The following is a 22,612-nucleotide window of genomic DNA, read 5'->3' as shown; positions in this document are numbered from 1 at the left end:
CAAAAATAACTGTCGATTTAACAAAAATAGCCATGAAGAAACCAGTGCTTGTGCTGATCACGAAATATCCATAACCAGCGGCCTTGCTTGGTGTGTGCAATGTAGTAATCACGCATGATCTCATCACCATCCCACCACCCAGAAACTATTCGCTCAGGTCCGTGGACCAAAGAAACTTGCTCTTGCAATACAATGGGAGTCGGTAATTGCATTGCTGGGCGTAGTATGGATGGTATGGCGTGCCCCTTTTCATCCGTAGCATCAGCAGGGCGATACTGACTGGCCTTTTCTGGTCTAGGATCGCAAGCAATATTGGGTTTTAAAACGGCACTTTTTCCCAATTTAGCTTGCAGTAAAGAAAGCAACTCTAAAGCATTCATGTTTCCTTTCTGCCCAGCAAAGAGATCGCGTGATGCACTAAGAGGCTCACCTTGACGGATGACTTTTAACGTTAGCCCTGTGACTGGGCCATTAAGCGAGAGTGACTCTAAGCTCAAACTCGCTAACTGTTGCCAACGCTGACATAGGTAATCACCTTGCGCAGAAGTGAGTTGAAGGTGTTGCTCTTGTTTCTCACGCTGGTGGAGTGTTAAACACAGTTCAAAAGCGACCTTATCTCTTAATTTAAGAAAGATTTCGAGTTGACGAAGTAATTTGGCCAACGGCTTTTCAATCCACTGAACGTTTTCGATCTCAAACAACAGCTCTAAATAAACTTGGAAGGATTCGGTAGGGTGATAAAAGTCGACAGGGTGTTTAAACTGCCCAGTCAGTCGACCAACGTAGTTCACCAAATCGATATCAAAGCGTCGTGCGATGTCTTGCAATGGCAGTTCAAGCAGGTTTTGCAATGTGGTGACACCTACACGTTGTAACTTCTCTACGGTAGCGTTTGATAAATCTGTCAGTGTTAACGGTATTGGTGATAAGGCTTTTTGTATGGCAGATTTGTCTTCACTGATGACGTTCGCTCCTGATATTGCCATCAATTTGGCAGCAAAAGGCGAAAAACCACATCCGAATTGAAAACTCAGTTTCAGCTCCGATAAGTGAGCTCTGACTTTATTCCAATAGTTTTCAAGCCCTTCATACAGAGCGAGCATTGGAGTAGCACGCAGTAAAATACCTTGGTTTGGCATCAACACAACGTCAGATGTGATCAAATACAGCCATTGAGCAATTTCTTGTAACTTGCTCCATTCGGTGTGCGGATGATAAGGATGCACTTGTAAATCTCGACACAAGGACGCAGCACTGCCTAGGCCCATACCTGGTTTAATGCCTTGTTGTTCGGCGATCTCGTTGTATTGAATAATCTGGCAACGTTGGCTTTCGACAATCACTACGGGTTGTTCTTGGTTATCACCAAAGAGTGCGTCTAGCTGCAGGCGAGGGAAGTGCAAGTAAATCCACAGAGCCATATCACTAACCTTGGTTCGCCAGTGGGAAATTGACCACAGTCGAGTGCACAGTTTCAGATGATGGTTTCACCAGTTGCGGATAATGGTGTTGGAAGCCGATACTAACGCTACCTCTATTCCAACCTCCTTTCCTTTTCAGCACTTCAACATGAATCCCTTGCTCGTCGCCTTTCAGTTTTAAACTGAGTGACACAGGCAAAGACAAGCGGTTGATAGTATCTGTTTTAAGCATAAAGAGAGGGCAACTCCCTTGTTCACTTGCTACCTGTAAGCGTTTCACTTGATGTATTTCAAGCTCTTCTTGCCATAACAAAACATTACTGCATACCCCACTTTTCAGACATTGCTCTGCAGCCCAAAGAGCATCTTTGGGGTGAGTTGGAGTAACAACCCACACTTGGTTTATATCCAACCCGATGTAGTGTAAAAACAGAGAATTCACTAGCGCAGGTGGTTGAATAAATGCGGTCATACCATTGGTCTGAGTGGCTTTTAAATAGGGAGCGAGCAAACGCAATTCACCAATACTACCAATAGATTCCATCTCCACTACGCCATGAGGTGGAAAGCCTCCGCCGAGCAAATCATCTAATTCAGAAAAACCGGAACTAGTCTGCAACTGCTGAGGATCTGCTTTCGTTAAATTTGCTTGCCAAACAAGGTGTTGGCTTTTTAAGTTCTGAATAATATCTTGCATAATAAGCACCTGTATATACATACAGTATATTTCTGTGGGAGAAAGTCGCAAGATTTTTATGAAGAGAGAAATGAAAAAAGGCAGCGTTTGCTGCCTTTTCAATCGATTATGTGAAGTAACCTGAATGAGTTATTTACGCTTCGGTTGAGCGTCGATGCACTGACCGTTCACATCGGTAACCGCAGGATCCATTAAGTGCAAATATAGCGGCATGATATCCAGTGGCGTTTTGAGAGTATTCGCATCTTCACCCGGATATGCTTTTTCACGCATGCGAGTACGAGTGGCACCAGGGTTAATTGCGTTAACGCGGATCGGTGTATCACTCAGCTCGTCAGCTAAAACTTGCATCATGCCTTCTACGGCAAATTTAGAGATAGCGTATGGCCCCCAGAATGCGCGGCCAGAGTGGCCGACGGTTGAAGAGGTAAAGATAATACGCCCAGCTTCTGATTTACGCATCACAGGCAGTAGTGCTTGAGTCATTAGCACTTCGGCTTTCACGTTGATCTGCATGATATCGTCGAAGTCTTCCTCTTTGATTTGATCAAATGGACACAGCGAACTCAAGACACCTGCGTTATGTAATAGACCATCCAAGCGACCAAACTGTCCTTCGATTGTCTCTGCCATATCAATGTAATTCTGCTGAGTTGCTCCCTTGAGATCCAATGGAATGATAGCTGCTTGTGGATAGCCAGAAGCTTCAATCTCATCATAGATAGATTCAAGGTTTTGCACATTTCTACCCAAGAGAATAACAGTTGCACCGTGCTCGGCATAAGAAAGCGCGGCTTGACGGCCGATGCCATTACCAGCGCCAGTAACAAGAATGACTTTACCTTTTAGAGCATCAGCTGAAACGGAGTAGTTCACGGCGATAAATCCTTATTATTGTAAGAGGGTCCATGATAGTTAATTGACGCTAAAAAACGCCTGTTTCTCAATGGAAAATCTTGGTAATCGTGACAAGATGGTTACAATACACCAATTCATGTGTTATACCAATTCCAGAACTTTCGTTAGGTATGCTATCAATCAGAACAAGTGGTTACAAACCGCGCTGCCTTCTCGCTGATGTTTCTGCGTAACATACTAACCTAACGTCATCTGAAATGAGATAAAGGAGCTCTCGTTGGAATTTTTATTAGATTATGGTCTGTTTCTGGCCAAAATTATCACGGTGGTTGCTGCGATAATTGTTCTGCTCATTATTGCAAAATCGGCTGGTGGCAAATCGGGTGCGGCGAAAGGGGAGTTAGAGATTACCAACCTTTCAGAGCAACACAAACAATCTGTTGAGCAGTTAGAGCATCATTTGCATGACGATGCTTTCATCAAGGCTCGAGATAAAGCCGTCAAGAAAGAAGAAAAAGAGAAGAACAAATCTCGCGAGAAAGAAATCAAACAAGCGAGCAAAGACGGTTCATTAGATAGCAAGCGTGAACCACACCTATTTGTTCTTGATTTCAACGGTAGCATAGACGCAAAAGAAGTCGCGTCTCTACGTGAAGAAATCACCGCTATTTTGGCTGTCGCACGTGAAGGTGATGAAGTGTTACTTCGCTTAGAGTCTGGCGGTGGTATGGTTCATGGTTACGGCCTTGCCTCTTCTCAACTGGACCGAATCAAAGCTGCGGGTCTTCCTCTGACCATCTCTGTTGACAAAGTTGCGGCAAGTGGCGGTTACATGATGGCATGTGTAGCAGATAAGATTGTTTCTGCACCATTTGCAATTGTGGGGTCTATTGGCGTTATCGCACAAATTCCTAACTTCAACAAACTGTTGAAGAAACATGACATTGAGTACGAACAACTAACAGCGGGTGAATATAAACGCACGCTAACGATGTTCGGTGAGAATACCGATAAAGCGCGCGATAAGTTTAAGCAAGAACTTGAAGAAACACATGTCTTGTTTAAAGACTTCATCCGTGAGCGTCGTCCTAGTTTGGACCTAGACAAAGTAGCCACTGGTGAGCACTGGTTCGGTACACAAGCGAAAGATCTTGGTTTGGTGGATGACATTAGTACATCTGATGATATCGTTGTTGCGGCATGCAAAGATAAAACTGTACTTTCTGTGCATTATGTACAAAAGAAAAAACTGGCCGACAAGCTAGCAGGTGTGGCGGGTAAAGTCGCTGATAGTGTGATTTTAAAGTTAGCTGAGCGTGGTCAAAAGCCGATTGTTTAATCGAGCTTAAGTTCATGACATTTAAAACGGCGAGGGCGGAAGCTCTCGCCGTTTTTGTTGAACTTTATGTTTATTGATGAATCCAATTACGCATTAGGTGTAATGCTTTACACGACATTTTTCCTCGCTCCAAAGACTGATTACCCGTATAATGTGCGCCTCGAAAACCGAGCAAATTGCTGAAAAGAAACTATTGGTGGAGAAGAACATGTCCTCTCAAACTCCGGTTGTAACCGTAGATGGACCTAGTGGTGCAGGTAAAGGCACTTTATGTATGTTGCTGGCGAAAAAGTTGGGTTTCCAACTCTTAGATTCTGGCGCAATTTATCGTGTACTTGCACTCGCTGCGATTCACCACGGTGTCGACACCGAGTCAGAAGATGCTCTTGTCCCACTAGCAACCCACCTAGACGTTCAATTTATCGCGGAAGGTGACTTAGTTAAGGTCATTCTAGAAGGCGAAGACGTGTCAGGGGAGCTTCGTAAAGAAGAAACGGGTATGGCAGCATCTAAAGTTGCGGCTTTGCCACGTGTTCGTGAAGCATTACTACGTCGTCAGCGTGCATTTGAGACCGCTCCGGGTCTGGTTGCTGATGGTCGTGATATGGGCACAATTGTATTCCCGAGTGCGCAAGCAAAAATCTTCCTTGATGCGAGTGCTGAAGAGCGTGCAAATCGACGCCTTAAACAGTTGCAAGAGAAAGGGTTAGATGTTAGATTTGCTGACCTTTTAAGCGAGATCCAAGAGCGTGACGACCGAGATCGTAACCGCCCAGTGGCGCCATTACGCCCTGCTGAGGATGCGCTTGTGCTAGATTCTACGTCGATGACTATCGACGAAGTAGTAGAAAAGGCACTACAATATATCGAATCGAAGCTAGCTGAGTAATAATACTCGACTAGGCTAAGAGCGTTGGTCGCAAGGATGATGACTGGCGAATTTAATAACCCCATGCGGTAGGATACCCGTGGAAGTTTAATTTATTGAAGATTAATTAAATGACTGAATCTTTTGCTCAACTCTTTGAAGAGTTTCTAAACGAAACAGAATTCCAACAAGGCAGCATCGTTAAAGGTACTGTAGTAGCTATCGAGAACGGTTTCGTTCTTGTTGACGCTGGTCTTAAGTCTGAATCTGCTATCCCTGCTGAACAGTTCAAGAACGCTGCTGGCGAACTTGAAGTTGAAGTTGGCGCTGAAGTAGACGTAGCTCTAGACGCTGTTGAAGATGGTTTCGGTGAAACTCAACTTTCTCGTGAGAAAGCTAAGCGTCACGAAGCTTGGATCGTACTTGAGAAAGCTTACGAAGAAGCTGAAACTGTTGTTGGTATCATCAACGGTAAAGTTAAAGGCGGTTTCACTGTTGAACTAAACGGTATCCGTGCTTTCCTTCCTGGCTCTCTAGTAGACGTACGTCCAATCCGCGACACTGCTCACCTAGAAAACAAAGAGCTAGAGTTCAAAGTTATCAAACTTGACCAAAAACGTAACAACGTAGTTGTTTCACGTCGTGCAGTTATCGAATCAGAGAACAGCGTTGAGCGTGACGAGCTTCTAGAAACTCTACAAGAAGGTTCTGAAGTTAAAGGTATCGTTAAGAACCTTACTGACTACGGTGCGTTCGTTGACCTAGGTGGCGTTGACGGTCTTCTACATATCACTGATATGGCTTGGAAGCGCGTTAAGCACCCATCTGAAATCGTTAACGTTGGTGACGAGATCCAAGTTAAAGTTCTTAAGTTCGACCGTGAGCGTACTCGCGTATCACTAGGTCTTAAGCAACTAGGCGAAGATCCATGGGTAGCAATCGCTAAGCGTTACCCAGAAGGTCACAAACTAACTGGTCGCGTAACTAACCTAACTGACTACGGCTGCTTCGTTGAAATCGAAGAAGGCGTTGAAGGTCTAGTTCACGTTTCAGAAATGGATTGGACTAACAAGAACATCCACCCTTCTAAAGTTGTTAATGTTGGCGACGAAGTTGAGGTTATGGTTCTTGAAATCGACGAAGAACGTCGTCGTATCTCTCTAGGTCTGAAACAGTGTAAAGCTAACCCATGGCAGTCATTCGCTGAAGCACAAGCTAAAGGCGACAAAGTTACTGGTAAGATCAAGTCTATCACTGACTTCGGTATCTTCATCGGTCTAGAAGGCGGCATCGATGGTCTAGTTCACCTATCTGACATTTCTTGGAATGTTGCTGGCGAAGAAGCTGTACGTGAGTACAAGAAAGGCGACGAGATCTCTGCAGTTGTTCTAGCAGTAGACGCTGAGCGTGAGCGCATCTCTCTAGGCATCAAGCAAATGGAAAATGACCCATTCAATGCTTACGTTGCTGACAACAAGAAAGGTGTTCTAGTTAACGCTACTGTAACTGCTGTTGACGCTAAAGGCGCTACTGTTGAAATCGCAGAAGGCGTTGAAGGTTACATCCGTGCTTCTGAAGTATCACGCGATCGCGTAGAAGATGCTTCTCTAATCCTAAGCGCTGGTGATGTTGTTGAAGCGAAGTTCACAGGTGTAGACCGTAAGAACCGCGTAATCAACCTATCTATCAAAGCTAAAGACGAAGCTGACGAGCAAGAAGCAATGGCATCTATCAACAAGCAAGATGACAATGCATTCGGTAACGCAATGGCTGACGCTTTCAAAGCTGCTAAAGGCGAATAATATACTCGCTTAAGCAAAAAAGGAGCCGCAAGGCTCCTTTTTTATATTTGGTCATATTTAAGTAGTAATACTAATGACAGTAAACTATCTTAATAAAAGGCATTTCTTCATTGCGCATTTTGCATAAAATTTGTCTAGAATTGTCAGCAAGTGTTTGTTGGAATTAGTATTACTTACTATAATAAGTGATAAAGATACTCAAAGAGGGCAACTATGACTAAGTCTGAACTGATTGAAAGACTCTGCGCTGAGCAAACACACTTATCAGCGAAAGAGGTAGAGGATGCTGTAAAAGATATTTTAGAGCACATGGCCTCTACACTAGAGAGCGGTGACCGTATCGAGATCCGTGGCTTTGGTAGTTTTTCTCTTCATTACCGCGAGCCTCGCGTAGGTCGTAACCCTAAAACGGGCGATAAAGTGGAATTGGAAGGTAAATACGTTCCACATTTCAAACCTGGTAAAGAACTTCGTGAGCGTGTAAATATTGGTTAATGCACTCTTATTAGTTTGAAAAAAGCGGCATACGTTTGTGTATGCCGCTTTTTTGTAATGTATCCAAGTTAGTCATACATCCAAGATCGTTTACTAATCTAATTGTGGATTCAGCTGTTTTCTTTGCTGCTTTCTATACCCAAATAACTTTAACTTCTAAGCATGTCTACAAACTAAGCATCTTGAGGTTACTTGGGTATAGATTATTGCTAATATACGTAGTCTGAAGAAGCATTTTCCTGCATAATCTTACCGACTTACTCCTAGAAGGGTGATGTAACATGAAAATTATAAAAATCGTTGCTGTTTTAGCTCTCTTTTTAATTGCATTGGCGTTAGGTTCCCAAAACCAAGAGCTCGTGACTTTTAACTATCTTCTAGCAAAAGGAGAGTTCCACTTATCTACGCTATTAGGTGTAGTATTTGTGGTTGGCTTTGCTTTAGCGTGGGTTATCTTTGGTAGCATCCAACTGAAAACTCAGCTACAGGTCCGTCGTTTAAAGAAAAAACTGAAAAAGTACGAACCAACTGAATCAAACAACGCTGCTGATAAGCCAGCCATTGAAAAACAGGCATAAGGATAAGGCTTAACTTTAATGCTTGAACTACTCTTCTTGTTGTTGCCTATAGCTGCTGCGTATGGCTGGTATATGGGGCATCGCAGCGCTCAGCAAGACAAGCAGAAGCAATCTCATCAAATCTCTCGTCAGTATATGACGGGTCTTAATCTGCTGCTCTCTGACCAATCAGATAAGGCTGTCGATCACTTTATTGAATTGCTCCAAGTTGATAACGAGACCATCGATACTCACCTTGCGTTGGGTAACCTGTTCCGGTCTCGTGGTGAAGTCGACCGCGCAATCAGAATTCACCAAAATCTTATTTCTCGTTCAGGCTTAACACTGGACCAAAAGAACCTCGCCCTTCAACAGTTAGCGAAAGACTACATGGTCTCAGGTTTTCTTGATCGTGCAGAGAAAATCTTCGAACAGTTAGTCGAAGAGCCAGATTACAAAGAGGCGGCTCTTCAACAATTAGTGACCATTTATCAGCAAACACGAGAATGGGAAAAGGCGATTTATTACGCGAACCAATTGGCTAAGTTAGGTAATAAACGCTCAAGGATGCGTGCAAATATTGCCCATTTTTGGTGTGAAATAGCCATGCTCGACCAAGCTGATGGGAATACTAATAAGGCAATACAGCATTTTAAAAAAGCGTTAGCGGAAGACCCGAAGTGTGTTCGAGCAAGTATTGCTTTGGGACGAATTTATCTAGAGTCTGAAGACTATAAGCACACCATCAAATATCTGACAGGGGTACTTGAGCAAGATAAAGACTTTATCAGTGATGTCTTGCCAACTATTGCAGAATGCTATCATCATCTGGGTCAGGAAGATGAACTTGTCGAGTTTCTGCGAGCTTGTATTGATAAGAAAGCAGGCGTATCAGCCGAGTTGATGTTGGCTCAATTAGTTGCTCATCACGAGAACGTTGGGGCTGCTCAAGAGTTACTGACGAAACAATTGCTGAAAAACCCAACCATGAAGGGCTTCTACCGTTTAATTGACTACCACATTGCAGAAGCAGAAGATGGTCGAGCGAAAGACAGCCTATCAACACTACAAGCGATGGTGGGTGAACAGTTAAAAGTGAAACCACATTACCGATGCCGGAAGTGTGGATTTTCTACCCATTCCCTTTATTGGCATTGTCCGTCCTGTAAAGGATGGGGGACGATCAAGCCAATCCGCGGATTGGATGGTGAATAATTCTTAATGCAGCTGGCAGAGTTTCTGTCCGCTGCATTTTTTTAACTTTTTATTTAATAAGAACCAAAACAGTTAGGAGATGAAATGATCGACCAAAAAGTTATTGTCGCACTGGATTATGATAACCAAGCAGATGCACTTGCGTTTGTAGATAGAATTGATCCTGCGTCATGCCGACTAAAAGTTGGCAAGGAGATGTTTACGCTATTTGGTCCTGATTTTGTACGTGAACTCCATAAACGTGGTTTCTCGGTATTCCTAGATTTAAAATTTCACGATATTCCAAACACCTGTTCGAAAGCAGTTCGCGCTGCGGCTGAAATGGGTGTATGGATGGTGAACGTACACGCGAGCGGTGGTGAGCGTATGATGACGGCATCACGTGAAATTCTTGAGCCATATGGTAAAGATCGTCCACTTCTTATCGGTGTAACGGTACTAACCAGTATGGAACAAAGTGATTTAGCTGGTATTGGTTTGAATGTTGCGCCTCAGGAGCAAGTTATTCGTCTAGCAACCTTGACCAAAAACGCAGGCTTAGATGGTGTCGTATGTTCAGCGCAAGAGTCCTCATTACTGAAGAGCGAACTAGGCCAAGAATTTAAATTAGTGACCCCTGGTATTCGACCTGCTGGTTCAGAACAAGGTGACCAACGCCGTATCATGACGCCAGTAGACGCTATCCAATCAGGTTCAGATTATCTTGTGATTGGTCGCCCTATCACTCAAGCGTCAAATCCTGCAGAAGTGCTGAAGTCGGTCAATGAGAGCTTATCTAACATGTAAGCACTGTCTCGATTGTATGGAGAAAAGTGAGGCTAAGATGCCTCACTTTTTACATCGAATGAAAATACTAATCGCGGTAAACAACCATTCCTTTTAACCAGCTATGTCTGATCATTTACTCGCTTTAACTGGTATATCGGGGCCAATTGAGATAAAGGTTCTGCGGTTTATTCTGAGTAAAGTAGGGCTTGGTACTATGCCGATCACACTTTTGTAACATAACTCATTGTGATGCCTCGAAAATGCAACCATGTGTTATTGATGGCTTGCGTTACAAATGTCTAAAGAATACTATGGCGAAGATGCATTCACTGCGTTGTAAGGTCTAGGATGACCTAGTGAAACTCTTTGAAATTAATATAGAAGCTGGCAGGACGTCACTTCATATTACGTTCCTATTATTTCCTATCTGCGTATTTTAAATCGCAGCTTTCTGTGAGCTTTCACACGCTGTCTTCCTTGTTACGACCTTAGTGCGCAAACACAACAAGGAAGAAACATGACTAAAAAACTGCCATTTTCAGTACTAGCAACACTGACCGCTGCCAGTTTTCAACTGAGTGCGGCAGAATTGCCAGCTGATATCGAATGGATTTCAAACAACAACGAACCTCTATTTGCCTCTGAAGAGGCGGTACGAGGGGGCACCTATCGCACTTACATTCAGAGCTTTCCGCAAACATTACGAAGTGTTGGTCCAGATGCGAACTCAGGTTTGCGCCAATACTTAATGGATGGTTCACCAAAACTGGCTCAGCGTCATCCAAATACTGGCAAATGGATCCCTCAACTTGCTAAGTCATGGGCATTTGGAGAAGACAACAAAACCGTATTCTTTAAACTCGACGAAACGGCCGAGTGGTCAGATGGTGAAAAAATTACAGCAGATGATTACGTCTTTATGATGAAGTACTACACGTCAAAAGACATTATCGACCCGTGGTACAACGACTTCTTCACAAACAGTATTGTGAGTGTTGAAAAAATTGATGACTACACGATCAAAGTCAATCTTGCTGTAGCTCAAAGTCATGACTCACTTATGGTTATGATTAACATGCCAAGTAATGGTTTTCAGCCTCGTCCTGAACACTTCTTTGAAGGAGAAAAGGACGCAAATAACGATGGCATGCCTGATAACTTCGTCAGAAAGTTTAACTTTAAATCTGAGCCAACCGCAGCGCCTTACTACATTGATCAAGTGAAGAAAGGTAAGAGCGTAACATTCAAACATGTCGGTGAAGATTGGTGGGGATACAACAACCGCTACTATAAAAACCGTTATAACGTTGAAAAGGTTCGCATTAAGGTGATTCGCGATCCTGATATTGCCATGAAGCACTTTGAGAAAGGCAACTTAGACTACTTTGAGATGGTGCTACCAAGCTTTTGGCATGACAAGACCAATAGTGATGTGTACAAAAAAGGCTATATCCAAAAGTACTGGGGCTTTAACGAAGCACCGCAAGGAGCTGGTGGTCTTTGGATGAACACAGCGATGCCGATGTTGGATAACCTAGAAGTGCGTAAAGGTGTTATGGCAGCCACTGACTATGACGGCATGATTGAAAACATCATGCGTGGAGATTATTCACGTAAACCGCATGGACTCGGCTTTGGTCATGGCGAATACGATGATCCTAACAATACACCGCCAAAGTTTGATGCTGATGCGGCGGTTAAACACTTCGAAAAAGCGGGCTTTGACAAAGTGGGCGCAGATGGTATTCGTGTTAACGACAAGGGCCAACGCTTGAGCTTTGCTATCACCTACGGATACAACTCTTGGACACCGCGTATTGCATACCTGAAAGAGCAAGCGAAACTTGCTGGTCTTGAGTTCACGTTAAACTTGGTGGATGGCTCATCTGCGTTTAAATACATTCTTGAGAAAAAGCATCAGCTAGCGTTTTTGAATATGGGCTCTGGTGAGATCCCTGCGTATTGGGAATACCTACACTCGGATAATGCAAATCGACCACAAACGAATGCTCACACCAACTACAGCAGCCCTGAGCTAGACAAGTTAATTGAAGCGTATGATTCTGAGTTTGATCAGGAGAAGCGTTACGACTTGTCGCATCAAATCCAAAACTATGTCAGCAAAGCGAATATCATCGTTCCTGGCTACATGGTGCCTTATTCTCGAGTTGCTCATTGGCGCTGGGTTAAAATTCCTAAAAACGGCATGACAAAAGCGACAGAATGGGTGCTTCATCCAATGGATATCGGTAATTTCTGGATTGATAACCAAGTAAAAGAAGAGACAGAAGAAGCGATGGACGAGGGTAAAACCTTCCCAGAATTAACGGTAATTGATGATCGTTACAAATTGTAAATCAGTAGTTTAGATAGAAAATGATAGCCCCGGTAATGAATTTTATCGGGGCTTTCTTTTTTACTTAACAAGGTAAGACACTTCTAAAAGGTAGGTTTTTGCATCACCAAGCAAAGAGAACGCTTTATCGATGGTTTTAAATCGATCATCAAGCGAGTCGCTGGATATCAGCTGGCTGAATGTTTGCAACGAGAAAGCTTCGTTTGCTTTGAAGAACTGATGTACGTTTTCAAGCTGCACTTTATGAATATGCTCCACCTTATTTAGGGCGGTGGTTAAATCGGAAATGTTAATCGACATTGCTACTCGGGAACCTTATCAACAAGACCTATATGAGGTCATAGAGTGGGGTTTTATATTTTGCGACAGAGAGTAACACCGAAGAGCAATTTATAGTCTGATGAAGATCAATTTGCCTTATTTAAGCATCTGTAACGCGGCACTAGACGTGTACCTAGAGCTAGTACACGTTACAACGCTTGAATATAGGCTAGGGTTTCACCTGATCAAAAGTAAAAGCCAAGTCCGACTAAAAGCCCTTGAGAAGCCGTATCATATTCAAATACCTCTTCATTTTTGTAATCGACCCAGGTCGACTTGTAAGCTAAGTTGAGATCAGACCATTCGTTAAAGCGATAACGAACACCAGTTTGAATGGCATAAGTGAAGTGAGTATCGTTGCCAAGTCCGGCGTCGATACTGGCATGAAATCGCCAGTTTTCACTCAATTCATCAATGAGTCGCAAGCCAACTAAAAAATCGACCCAATCTTCTTGTAATGACAGTCTATCTTCTAGTACCCGGTTGTCATTACGATACAGCTTGCCGGTGATGTCATTGTCCCACCAACGTAATCCAAACATATAATCCAGTTTACCAAATGAATATTGTTCGCGTTGGAATGCCTTTGCTTCTAGAACACCTTGCCGTATTTCGATGTCCGCACGATAACGAGCGTTAGGCAGAGCGCCCTTGATATTATTAACATCACCACTTAAGTTCATGAAACTATAATCTATGTAGTAGCCCCACTTACTTTGGTAAATACTCTCGAATCGCAACATCGCCCCAATATCGAGGTGGTCTACGATGAACTTAGGATCGACATCCACCTCTGATGAAAAGCGACCAATACTGGTATCCCCGTGGATATTCAGTCCTAGCATGTACACTTCTATGCTATTTCGCCAACGAGATTCTTGTGTCTCGGCTGAGAGCGCTACTGATGTAGGTAATACAAGAATGAGTGAGGAGAGTGATAGCAGGTTACATGGTTTCATCCAATTTCCTTTTCGGCTTTTCGTCAGCTTTCAGCTTAGTAGAAGTCGCTACACTCTGCATAAAAAAGGGAAGCAACTTGCTTCCCTGTAATTAACATTGACTTAGAGTTGTTTGGCAATGTCTGAGGTTAGGCTTTCTAAGCCTATGGATAAAGCGTTGACGAGCGCTTCATAGCCCTCATCTTGAAGCGGCTGAGAGATTTGTATTGGCGCGCTGTTTTCTACCTTACCTTCGGCATTAATGAGTAACCATTCCCCCTCAATTTCGATATTACCTTTGTAGCTGCCATTAAATTTATTTAACGTAAGCTGGAGTTTGGCTTCACCGCTTTGATCCAACAGATTATTCATTTCAGTCGGCCAGTAATGACTTTGCTTGTGACGTAGTTCCGCGACGACTCTCTGAGTGATTTGCTCAGAAATACTGTGCGCCCATTGATTGTGCTTCGCCTGAATAACTTGGGTCTCAGAGGTTCGATAAACAATGCCATTATCATTCAAATAACTCGCCAATGTCACTGGACGAACAACTAAAGTTGGGCGCTGAGCGATATCAGAAGAGCTCAGCGTCACTGGTTCCGCCTTAGGTAGAAGGTACATAGCTCCTTTAGTTTGCGGAGCGCTACTGCAACCCGTTAGACCGACAAATAGCGCGATAGACAGAAAGAATACTCGTTTCATTAGTTTTTGCCTTTAACTGGTATTGGGTCACTGATTTCATCTTCTCCAAACACGAGAGAGTTTGGCTTTTCGTTTAGCTGTTTAAGTACGGGTTTAAACTCTGTCATTACGCTTTCTAATTCTTTTAGCGTGGCTTCCATTTCGCTGTACATGGTTGAGTTGGGCCCATAACCATCGAGTGTTTTTTGTAATTGCTGTAAGCTTTGGCGAATATCTGTTGGGATCTCTTGCGTCTCTTTTTGATTCAAAAGTTTATCAATACTGTCCGCCACGCGTTCTGCTGAAGCTAACGTTTTTTCGGACGTTTTTAACGTTGAATTGAGAGAGTCTAGTGTTTCTTCCATTGGTAAGTTATTAATCTTATTTAGGAAGTCGTTCACTTGGCGCTGAACCTGCGCAAAACCACCACGCATGGTTGGGAAAACATCTAAATCAGCAAACTTACTCGGTACGTAAGGCTCGTCGTTTGGATAGAAGTCGGCGTCAACATACAGTGCGCCTGTTAATAAGTTACCTGTTTTTAAAGTACCACGTAGGCCTTTAGCAAACTCACTCTTCAATTTATCTTTTAACATTGGTAAAGATTGGGATTGGAAATCGCCATAAACACGGCCGAGCTCGATTCGTACCAATACAGGGATTTTTTTCGCAGAAAAGTTCTCTTCTGGGGTTGGAAGTCGCATTGGTACACGCATCACAGTACCAATTCTCAAGCCTCGATATTCGACAGGTGCCTTACGTTTAAGTCCTCGTACCGATTCATCAAAAAGCATAACGAATTCAATATAATCATCGTACATGCCTTCTCGAAGTTGTTTAATATCATCGTACAAGCGGAAGTTGACCATATTTTCAGTGAGCTGTTCACCGGATTCAAGACCTGGAACGGTATCGAAGGTAACACCACCCGTTAGCATGCTCTCTAATGAGCCAAACTTGACTTCGAACCCTTCAGCGTTGAGCTGTAAATCTACGCCAGAATTCAGCCAGAACTTGGTACGAGTGCGCACTAAGCTGTCATAAGGCTTGAAAATAAAGAGTTGGTATAACGCTTTGCGAGTGTCAACATCAAAGCTGGTTTTCTCTACACGACCAACCGTAAAGCCTTTATAAATGACGGGGTCACCAACGCCTAGCTTACCAGCCTCGCGGTGTGTTAACACAAGGCGTAACCCCTCTGCATCAGGAGAGGCGACTGGGGGAACATCTAAGACCGTAAAGCGCTCTTTCTCTATCTTAGATTTACCCGGCTGAAGTTGGATATAAGCGCCAGAGAGCAAGGTCTCTAAACCTGAAACGCCATCACGGCCAATACGAGGCTTCACAACCCAAAACATGGTGTCATCTCGCAGCATGCGTTCTGCATCCTTGTTCATTTGTGCCTTAGCGATGATGTGATCGTAATTTTCACTGAGAGTGACTTCAGTAATCAGTCCGACTTTTACATTCAATGCTCGGATTTCGGTTTTGCCAACCTCAATCCCATCTGCGGTTGGCAGTTGGAGAGTAATTTGTGGGCCTGTACTGTTGATATATTGGAACAGCATCCACGCTCCCATGGCTAGCGCAAGGATCGGGACAATCCATATCGCAGAAATCTGCTTTTGCGGTTTTATTTGAGCGGTTACGTTGTTCTCATCACTCATATTTGGCTTTCTCGTTTAAGTTGTCAGAAATCGGCTCCTGCACTTCGTTTTGTGGCAATTGCCACAACAAACGTGAGTCAAATATCATTGCAGAAAGCATAGTAAAAATGACCACTGCCGCGAAAGAGAGCGCAGCAGGACCTGGATAAATCGCCATTAAGTTTTGCAGCTGAACCAGTGCAACTAAGATCGCGACGACGAAGATATCGATCATGGACCAACGGCCAATAAACTCAGTTATGCGGTAGATCTTTAAGCGTGAAATACTCTCTTCGTGCGGAAGATATCGCGCTTTTTGCGCATTGTAATACAGCCACGCGAGTGCCAGCATTTTCGCCATTGGAATAAATACGCTAGCAAAGAAAATTACCATCGCAATAGGGTAAGAACCTAAATGCCAAAGCAATATTACCCCCTCCATGATAGTCGAACCTTCTGCATGTCCAAGACTTACGGTGTACATCATAGGGTAGAGGTTTGCAGGGATATAGAAAATGACTGAAGCAAACAAAAGCGCCCAAGCTTTTTGTAAGTTGTCTGCGGGGTTGTATTTGTGAATAGGGCTTTTACAACGAATGCAGTGTTGGTGTTTTTTAGCTTCAATAGGGTTGAGCTGGTGACACGTATGACAACCAATATGGTTGTGGTTATGGTGCGTATCACCCTCTTTTACATCAGATAGCTCGATAGCTGGAATAAAGTGCCCCCAGAGCCAGCTTTTGTCGACCATTGATATGCATTTGACTACCAGAACGGTATATACACAAAACGCCCAGAATGAAGTGCCCATTCCTATGTCTGCGAGGGAAGCGATTTTAATTAAGCTGACCAACACGCCAATCAAAAAGACATCCACCATTAACCAGGGTTCGACTCGAAACAGAAGACGGCATAAAACTTTTGCCATTCGTTGCTGCTTTCTAGAGGGGGTATGTTTACGTGCTTTTAATGCTTCAAGGTGAAGAAAGAGAATGAGACCAACATAGATTGCAGGCAAAACGATAACTGTTGCGAGTAGCAGCACACCCAAAAGCACATTTTGAAACTCAGCCAGCATTTTGGCAGCGTGCAACAAGGTGATTTCTTGCGACAACCCTTGCACGCTGAACGACATAAAAGGGAAAGAAATGCTTAGCACTAACATGATCAAACATGCCGATGATATGGCGATCACGCTTTGGTAAGGCTTGGCATTCACTTTAGTCAGCGAATGCGAACATCGAGGACATTGTGCTTTTTGCCCCTGTTCGATATCGGGAATGCGAACAACAAGGCCGCACTCTTCGCATGAAATTAACTGACGGGAATTAGGTTGAATACTCATCGGGTAGGTTTTAGATTCATTTGCTTTAAGAATACTCTTTTTTCACTAGGCACGCTTGTTTTGATTCAGGAGTTTACGAGTTTCTTACTTTTGGCATTAGAGGATATGGGAGATCTAAGACATAAACGAAGTCGCGTTTGGTACAAGATTTTACGGCGAAGATGAGTATGTTGGAAGTCGAAAATAATGTGATATTGCTTGTCTGTGGAGGGGGGTAATTACTTGTTTTTAAGGGTAAGTAACCCTGCCCAGATAATCAGAGCAGGGAAAAAGAGCATTTTATTTAAGGTACTTAGTTGTACTTTACTTGACCGTTCCGCTCTTAAAGGCATTGGAGCCGACTTGCGTACCGTTGAGCGTTTTGCCGTAATAGCCTTGGTGCTGGTGATATTTCTCCGCGTTTGCGGTGACATTGCCTTTGAATCGAGGATCTTGTGGACGCTCATGGCTGTTGACGTATGCTGCGACATCCCAAGCTTCTTGCTCTGTCAGCTGTACACTTTTACCAAGCGGCATGTTTTCGTAAATAAAATAGGCCGCTGTGTTAATCCGGTGCATACCTGCGCCCCAGTTATACGCATATTCGCCCCAAAGTGGTGGAATGTATGAATGGTCGTTGGTGTCTTTGATGCCTGAACCGTCGGCGCGATGGCAAGTTTCACAGTTCTTTTCGTAGACCAATGCGCCTCGCTCTAGTGATGGTTCTTTCTCAGGGGCGGCGATTTTTGGGTAGCCACGCCCAGAGAGATTACCTCGCTTTTCAACTGGTAATGCTTGTGCGATGGCTTCAGGCAACGGAAAGTCTTTTGCTTTTCCACCAATTTGCAACGCTTTTGCGTCTAGCTCTGGGATGGGTTCATCCGTCATACCATGTTTGTCAAGCAAGCCGCCCATCGCTAACCAGTAGGCGTAAGCACTAAGGGCAACAATTTCTGTCGAATCGTAAGCGGGCGCTTTACCGTTCATGGAATACTCGAAACAACCTTGGATACGGTCAGCATAGCTGTTTACGCGATCGTTTTTCTTACGATATGCCGGGTATGCCATGTAAGCTGCCCACAGTGGCGCAGCGTTTGCTTTTCGTCCTGCCTCCATATGGCAGTTCACACAGTTTTGTTCGTTGCCAACGTATTTTCCGCGCATTTGTTGTGAGTTAACAAAGAGCGAGTAACCGCGTTTTACTTGCTCACCAAATGCGGTGTTTGGGATTGTGCTGAGATCACGCGGTTTTAAGTATTCACCGTGATTTTCTTTTTCTATCGCAGGTAGCTCTTTCTGGCGGTCCGGTAACGGATCGTTAGCTAGTACGAGCGTAGAAATGAAAGGCAGTGCGAACAAAGAATAGAAACGTTTCATGACTGCTCCTAGTAACGTAATGAGGCAAAGTAGTAAGCAAGATTTTCGATCTCTTTGTCAGTGAGATTTTTTGCGATGGTCCCCATCATATTGAGCGGGTCGCCACTGCGAGTGCCGTTTTTCCATGCCATCAATTGCGTTTTTAAGTAATCAGCATGTTGGCTTGCGAGGCGAGGGAACTTGTCGACGCCCATACCGCTGGCTCCATGACAAGTTGCGCAAGCTGGAATATTTCTATCCCAATCGCCTTGGAAAATTAATTTACGATACGGGTTACGAATATCAGCTTGGTCGCCGCGTTGTTCTGGATTCGTGAACTCGTAGCTCGGGAGGTTAGCAAAGTACTCCATAACTTCCTTACGGTCTGCGGGATCGTTGAGTTCCTTCGCCATGCCTTGCATGACCACATTTTGGCGTTCGCCACTAAGGAATAGTTCGATTTGAGTGTTGAGATAGTTCGCGTTTAAACCAGCGATCATCGGCGAGATATTTGGCTGTCCCATGCCATCTTGGCCGTGACAACCGCTACATACGCTGGCTTTTTCCGGAATAGAAGAGGCGCTTGCGCCCATAGTGGTTGCTAACAAACAGGCCACCACCACTGGAAGAATTTTTGACATGCTGACTCACTTTAATTTTTATTAATATGTCTAAGTGCTACTTGGTAGTCACTTGGACAATATTGTCGGCCTTGTCAATAATGAAAGGTATTGTGGATTTCCACATATTTAATAAGTGTAAATGGCCGTATTTGTTTTTATTGGTTGTTCTATAAGCGATAAAAACAAAGTGGTGAAGAGCTGCACAAATCGGCAGCTCTAAGTGGTAGAGACGTCTTAACGTGCGGCGTTACGCTTTGCGGATTTTGGCCGGCAGGGACTGACGTGCCGCCGCGCCCACGACCCAATCCAACAACACGCCTTTCCCTTCTCGGGTTGGGTCAATTAATCCGATGTCGTTAATGTTGACGCCATCTTGGCTGCGAGTTTTTACTGGTTGCTGTTTATCGCCGATCCAGTGCGAGCGTTGTCCTAGCTCGGTATGACCAAACCCATGTTCAAATCCGAGTGTGCCAGGGCGAATCCCGCTGACTATCATCGCAAGTGCTTTGGTGCTTGCAGATGGTGTCTCGATAACAAACTCATCACCCGTTTTAATGCCTGCGCGCTCGGCATCGATTGGATGGATGTACACTGGGTTTACGCCTTTAATCGAGTTCAACCTTGGCGATAGGTTGGATACCGCACTGTGAATGTTGGATTTAAAGTTCGTTAGGCTGAAAGGCCATTCTGAGCTTGGGAACTGGTCTTCCATTGGTGTGCCATCGGCCAGTTTTTGTGGATGCCATGTTGGGCAACCCGTGTAGAAATCACCGGTCATGGTGTTTCTTGCGCTGCCGACACGTTCATTCCATATCGCGACAGGTCGTGTCCATTTGTGCTTCATTTGCTCACCTTGATACGCTTCGGTTGCATTTTCAAAACGTCCACCGCGAGCAAAAATAAACGCCACACGTTTCATCTCATCCGCTGTCAGCGTCTTCTGCATGGCTGGCATTAAACGCTCTAGGCCGGACCACGCAATGTCTTCTGCCGAAACTTCAGGCACCCCGCCTTTCACATAAGCCAAGTTTGCCGCGGAACGTAAGTAGAAATCTTCAGCGCTGTGGAGAGCGTGCCAATTCCCTTGCGCATCTTGAATCGCGTTGTCACCAAAGCCGCCCAGTTGCATTTTCTTGGCGACATCAATCAAAAAGTTTTCTAAGCAAATTGAACGACCATCGGCGGTTTTCTCTGTTCGCGCTCCCACAATCGGCCAGCGAGCGGTGACGGTTTTCACCGGAACGTCGTGCCAAGGCGTTGCCATACCCCAGCTTTCGTAGGTGACCGTGTCCGGCACAATATAGTCCGACAACGCGGTGGTTTCGTTAATGAACGCATCAACAGACACAATCAAACCGAGCTGTTTTGGATCTTTAAGCTTGTCTTCCAGCAGCGCTTTCAAACCGGGGACACCATACATTGGGTTCGCCATGTGATTGAACCACGCTTTAACGCGGTATGGATAACCATCAATAGCCGCAGATAGGTGCTCTGTCAGCAGTGGCGCGGCAAACGGATACCAAGGCGCGCGAGTTGGATAAGGGGATTCACCAGCCTCAACGCGACGTTTGTATTCGCTGGTTTTGTGGTAGGGGAATTTACTGCGCGACAAAAAGACGCCTTTCGGGCCGACTTTGCCAGCAAATTTGGTGAAGTCGTAACGAGGACCCGCAGCGGAAGTTGGGTAGCCACCCGCTTTGGCCATCGCGCCGCCTTTCATATTTATGTTACCAATCAACGCATTGAGCATCATGATGGTAAACGAGTTATAGAACCCATTGGTGTGCATGTTGCCACCGTGGGTATCGACCACCGCTTTTGTTCCGTGACTGGTGAAGCGCTTTGCTAGTTCAACAATTTGTTCGACAGGGATTTCACATTGTTGGCTGTAGAACACAAGGCTGTATTTGAACGCCTCTTCTTTGAGTCTTTGTAGAGACGATTTTACGCGCACTTCGCCCGATGCAAGCGAAACCGTTTTATCGACAAACAGTGCCGCTTCCTCTTCTTGGGTATGAACACCAAATTCGCCGCTTTGCTCATCCACGATGACGTATGGGTCGGAGTCAGACAACGCTTCGCCCTCGAATGGCAGATTCAAGTCCGACGCGCGTAAAAACGTGCCGTTTCTCGGGTGCTGATTATCGCTTATCACGAGATGCGTAGCATTACACCAGTGCGCGGTGCCGGCTCGCTTCATCGCGTTTGCCCCCGGCTGCGCCAAGAAGGTTTTGTTGTAGCGTTGGTTTTCGATAATCCATTGGATCATGCCAAGCACGAGGGCAGAATCGGTACCCGGTTTGATTGGTATCCAGCGGTTGTTGTCACCGGCGGCCAAGCTCGATGAACCCGCAGGCAAACTTGGCGTGATGATGGTGTATTCCAAGTTACCTCCTGTTCGCGCATTGGCGAGTTGGCGCGCCTGGCGCTTAAAAGGGTTGCCAGCTTGCGCAGGCGACATACCGATGAAGATGATGTATTCCGCATTATCAAAGTCTGGCTTCAAGTGTGCGTTCTTATCTAAATCGTTCATAAATGCACCGCTGCCAGCACGAAATGCGTAGCCGCAGTAAGAGCCGTGATGCCCAAAGTTACGTGTACCATAGCTATTGAACGCGAAGCGTTTGAATATGTCGTCTCGGCCTTCGTTACCGGCGTTGGTCATTAACAATTGGTTGGCTTTCGGTCCATATTCCGGGTTTTCAGGATCTACGGGCGTTGTTAAATCGCGGATGTCGCGTAAGCCATCAACATGGCCTTCACCAAATAAATCACCACCCTCTACGACTTCTTCTATCAATTGCTCGTAGCTGATCGGAATCCATTTTCCTTCGCCGCGTTTTCCAACTCGTTTCAGTGGCTGAGTAATGCGGTACGGGCTGTTGCGAACTTCTAGCATCCCATTGCCACGTGCGCATGCTGTTGAACGCCCGTCAAGGCCCGCTTCTCCTGCCAAACTTAAATAAGCATCTTTGACTGGCGTTTCGAACGGAATGTGTTGCTGATGAGAGAGTGGGTGATATGGGTTGCCAGTAATACGCAAAATCTCGTCGCTGCGGTTATCAATGCGTACACGCAATCCGCACAGTGACCAACAACCAAAGCACATCGATGGCGCAACGCGCTGATTTGGATTCGGGATTAGGTTGCCTTTGCTGTTAACCGTGTACTCTGGTTCAAGCGAGTTACCGTGGTGAATATCACGCGTTTTTTCTCCCGCAGTGCCTTCGAGCGCACCCTCGACCATGTGTTTGGTGGTGGTGGCGTAACCCGCAGCGAATGCGCCAAGCCCACCCACTGCAATGCCTGATTTCAAAAACTGACGGCGTTTGTTATCCATGATGAAA

At 44.9% G+C, this 22,612-nt stretch carries 19 protein-coding genes; 8 read left to right on the top strand and 11 right to left on the bottom strand.

Annotated features, from left to right (window positions below; translation table 11 throughout):
- Positions 1 to 17 precede the first annotated feature (17 nt).
- The 3 genes from R7E38_RS14135 to R7E38_RS14125 form a co-directional block, all read right to left on the bottom strand.
- Complete coding sequence (locus R7E38_RS14135; RefSeq protein WP_213911079.1) at positions 18 to 1,421, bottom strand: Y-family DNA polymerase; 1,404 nt, start codon at positions 1,419 to 1,421, stop codon at positions 18 to 20.
- A gap of 4 nt (positions 1,422 to 1,425) precedes the next feature.
- Positions 1,426 to 2,118 (bottom strand): translesion DNA synthesis-associated protein ImuA, encoded by a 693-nt coding sequence (imuA, locus tag R7E38_RS14130; RefSeq protein WP_033905734.1) that lies wholly within the window; start codon positions 2,116 to 2,118, stop codon positions 1,426 to 1,428.
- Between the two features lie 129 nt (positions 2,119 to 2,247).
- Positions 2,248 to 2,994, bottom strand: a complete 747-nt coding sequence (locus R7E38_RS14125) for a YciK family oxidoreductase (RefSeq protein ID WP_213905694.1) — start codon at positions 2,992 to 2,994, stop codon at positions 2,248 to 2,250.
- Positions 2,995 to 3,253: 259 nt separating this feature from the next.
- Here R7E38_RS14125 and sohB point away from each other — a divergent pair, with 259 nt between their 5' ends.
- The 8 genes from sohB (at position 3,254) to R7E38_RS14085 (ending at position 12,376) form a co-directional block, all read left to right on the top strand.
- Positions 3,254 to 4,315, top strand: coding sequence for a protease SohB (sohB, locus tag R7E38_RS14120; RefSeq protein WP_213911080.1), 1,062 nt, complete (start codon positions 3,254 to 3,256; stop codon positions 4,313 to 4,315).
- A 208-nt stretch (positions 4,316 to 4,523) separates the two neighbouring features.
- Positions 4,524 to 5,204: a (d)CMP kinase gene (gene cmk / locus R7E38_RS14115; protein ID WP_021033981.1), complete on the top strand. Its 681-nt coding sequence runs from the start codon at positions 4,524 to 4,526 to the stop codon at positions 5,202 to 5,204.
- A gap of 110 nt (positions 5,205 to 5,314) precedes the next feature.
- Positions 5,315 to 6,985, top strand: coding sequence for a 30S ribosomal protein S1 (rpsA, locus tag R7E38_RS14110; protein ID WP_005385817.1), 1,671 nt, complete (start codon positions 5,315 to 5,317; stop codon positions 6,983 to 6,985).
- Between the two features lie 213 nt (positions 6,986 to 7,198).
- Complete coding sequence (gene ihfB, locus R7E38_RS14105) at positions 7,199 to 7,480, top strand: integration host factor subunit beta (protein ID WP_005385816.1); 282 nt, start codon at positions 7,199 to 7,201, stop codon at positions 7,478 to 7,480.
- Between the two features lie 281 nt (positions 7,481 to 7,761).
- A complete protein-coding gene (locus R7E38_RS14100; RefSeq protein WP_005376663.1) occupies positions 7,762 to 8,058 on the top strand; it encodes a LapA family protein in 297 nt (98 codons plus the stop codon).
- Positions 8,059 to 8,076: 18 nt separating this feature from the next.
- Positions 8,077 to 9,252, top strand: coding sequence for a lipopolysaccharide assembly protein LapB (lapB, locus tag R7E38_RS14095; RefSeq protein ID WP_005376665.1), 1,176 nt, complete (start codon positions 8,077 to 8,079; stop codon positions 9,250 to 9,252).
- Positions 9,253 to 9,336: 84 nt separating this feature from the next.
- A complete protein-coding gene (gene pyrF / locus R7E38_RS14090; protein WP_151515003.1) occupies positions 9,337 to 10,038 on the top strand; it encodes an orotidine-5'-phosphate decarboxylase in 702 nt (233 codons plus the stop codon).
- 499 nt (positions 10,039 to 10,537) lie between these two features.
- Positions 10,538 to 12,376, top strand: a complete 1,839-nt coding sequence (locus R7E38_RS14085) for an extracellular solute-binding protein (protein WP_017633867.1) — start codon at positions 10,538 to 10,540, stop codon at positions 12,374 to 12,376.
- A 60-nt stretch (positions 12,377 to 12,436) separates the two neighbouring features.
- On the opposite strand, the gene R7E38_RS14080 is transcribed toward R7E38_RS14085, so the two are convergent.
- From R7E38_RS14080 to R7E38_RS14045, 8 genes are all read right to left on the bottom strand, one after another.
- Positions 12,437 to 12,676: a hypothetical protein gene (locus R7E38_RS14080; RefSeq protein ID WP_017821658.1), complete on the bottom strand. Its 240-nt coding sequence runs from the start codon at positions 12,674 to 12,676 to the stop codon at positions 12,437 to 12,439.
- A 206-nt stretch (positions 12,677 to 12,882) separates the two neighbouring features.
- On the bottom strand, positions 12,883 to 13,656 hold the full coding sequence (locus tag R7E38_RS14075; protein WP_017633868.1) for a hypothetical protein: 774 nt from the start codon (positions 13,654 to 13,656) through the stop codon (positions 12,883 to 12,885).
- 102 nt (positions 13,657 to 13,758) lie between these two features.
- The gene (locus R7E38_RS14070) at positions 13,759 to 14,337 is read right to left on the bottom strand and encodes a membrane integrity-associated transporter subunit PqiC (RefSeq protein WP_017821657.1); all 579 of its coding nucleotides are present in this window, start codon (positions 14,335 to 14,337) and stop codon (positions 13,759 to 13,761) included.
- On the bottom strand, positions 14,337 to 15,983 hold the full coding sequence (gene pqiB, locus R7E38_RS14065; RefSeq protein WP_017821656.1) for an intermembrane transport protein PqiB: 1,647 nt from the start codon (positions 15,981 to 15,983) through the stop codon (positions 14,337 to 14,339). Before pqiB ends, R7E38_RS14070 begins: the two co-directional genes overlap by 1 nt.
- Entirely contained in the window at positions 15,976 to 17,307 is a 1,332-nt protein-coding gene (locus tag R7E38_RS14060) for a paraquat-inducible protein A (RefSeq protein ID WP_005385807.1), read from the bottom strand. Before R7E38_RS14060 ends, pqiB begins: the two co-directional genes overlap by 8 nt.
- A gap of 303 nt (positions 17,308 to 17,610) precedes the next feature.
- Positions 17,611 to 18,663 (bottom strand): c-type cytochrome, encoded by a 1,053-nt coding sequence (locus R7E38_RS14055; RefSeq protein ID WP_213911081.1) that lies wholly within the window; start codon positions 18,661 to 18,663, stop codon positions 17,611 to 17,613.
- Between the two features lie 8 nt (positions 18,664 to 18,671).
- A complete protein-coding gene (locus R7E38_RS14050; RefSeq protein ID WP_411913246.1) occupies positions 18,672 to 19,235 on the bottom strand; it encodes a c-type cytochrome in 564 nt (187 codons plus the stop codon).
- A 277-nt stretch (positions 19,236 to 19,512) separates the two neighbouring features.
- The gene (locus R7E38_RS14045; protein ID WP_226083590.1) at positions 19,513 to 22,605 is read right to left on the bottom strand and encodes a tetrathionate reductase subunit A; all 3,093 of its coding nucleotides are present in this window, start codon (positions 22,603 to 22,605) and stop codon (positions 19,513 to 19,515) included.
- Positions 22,606 to 22,612: the final 7 nt, after the last annotated feature.

The sequence above is a fragment of the Vibrio sp. Vb2131 genome, from assembly GCF_033338535.1.
GTDB lineage: Bacteria > Pseudomonadota > Gammaproteobacteria > Enterobacterales > Vibrionaceae > Vibrio > Vibrio alginolyticus.
This window is presented reverse-complemented; position numbering and strand designations above follow the sequence as displayed.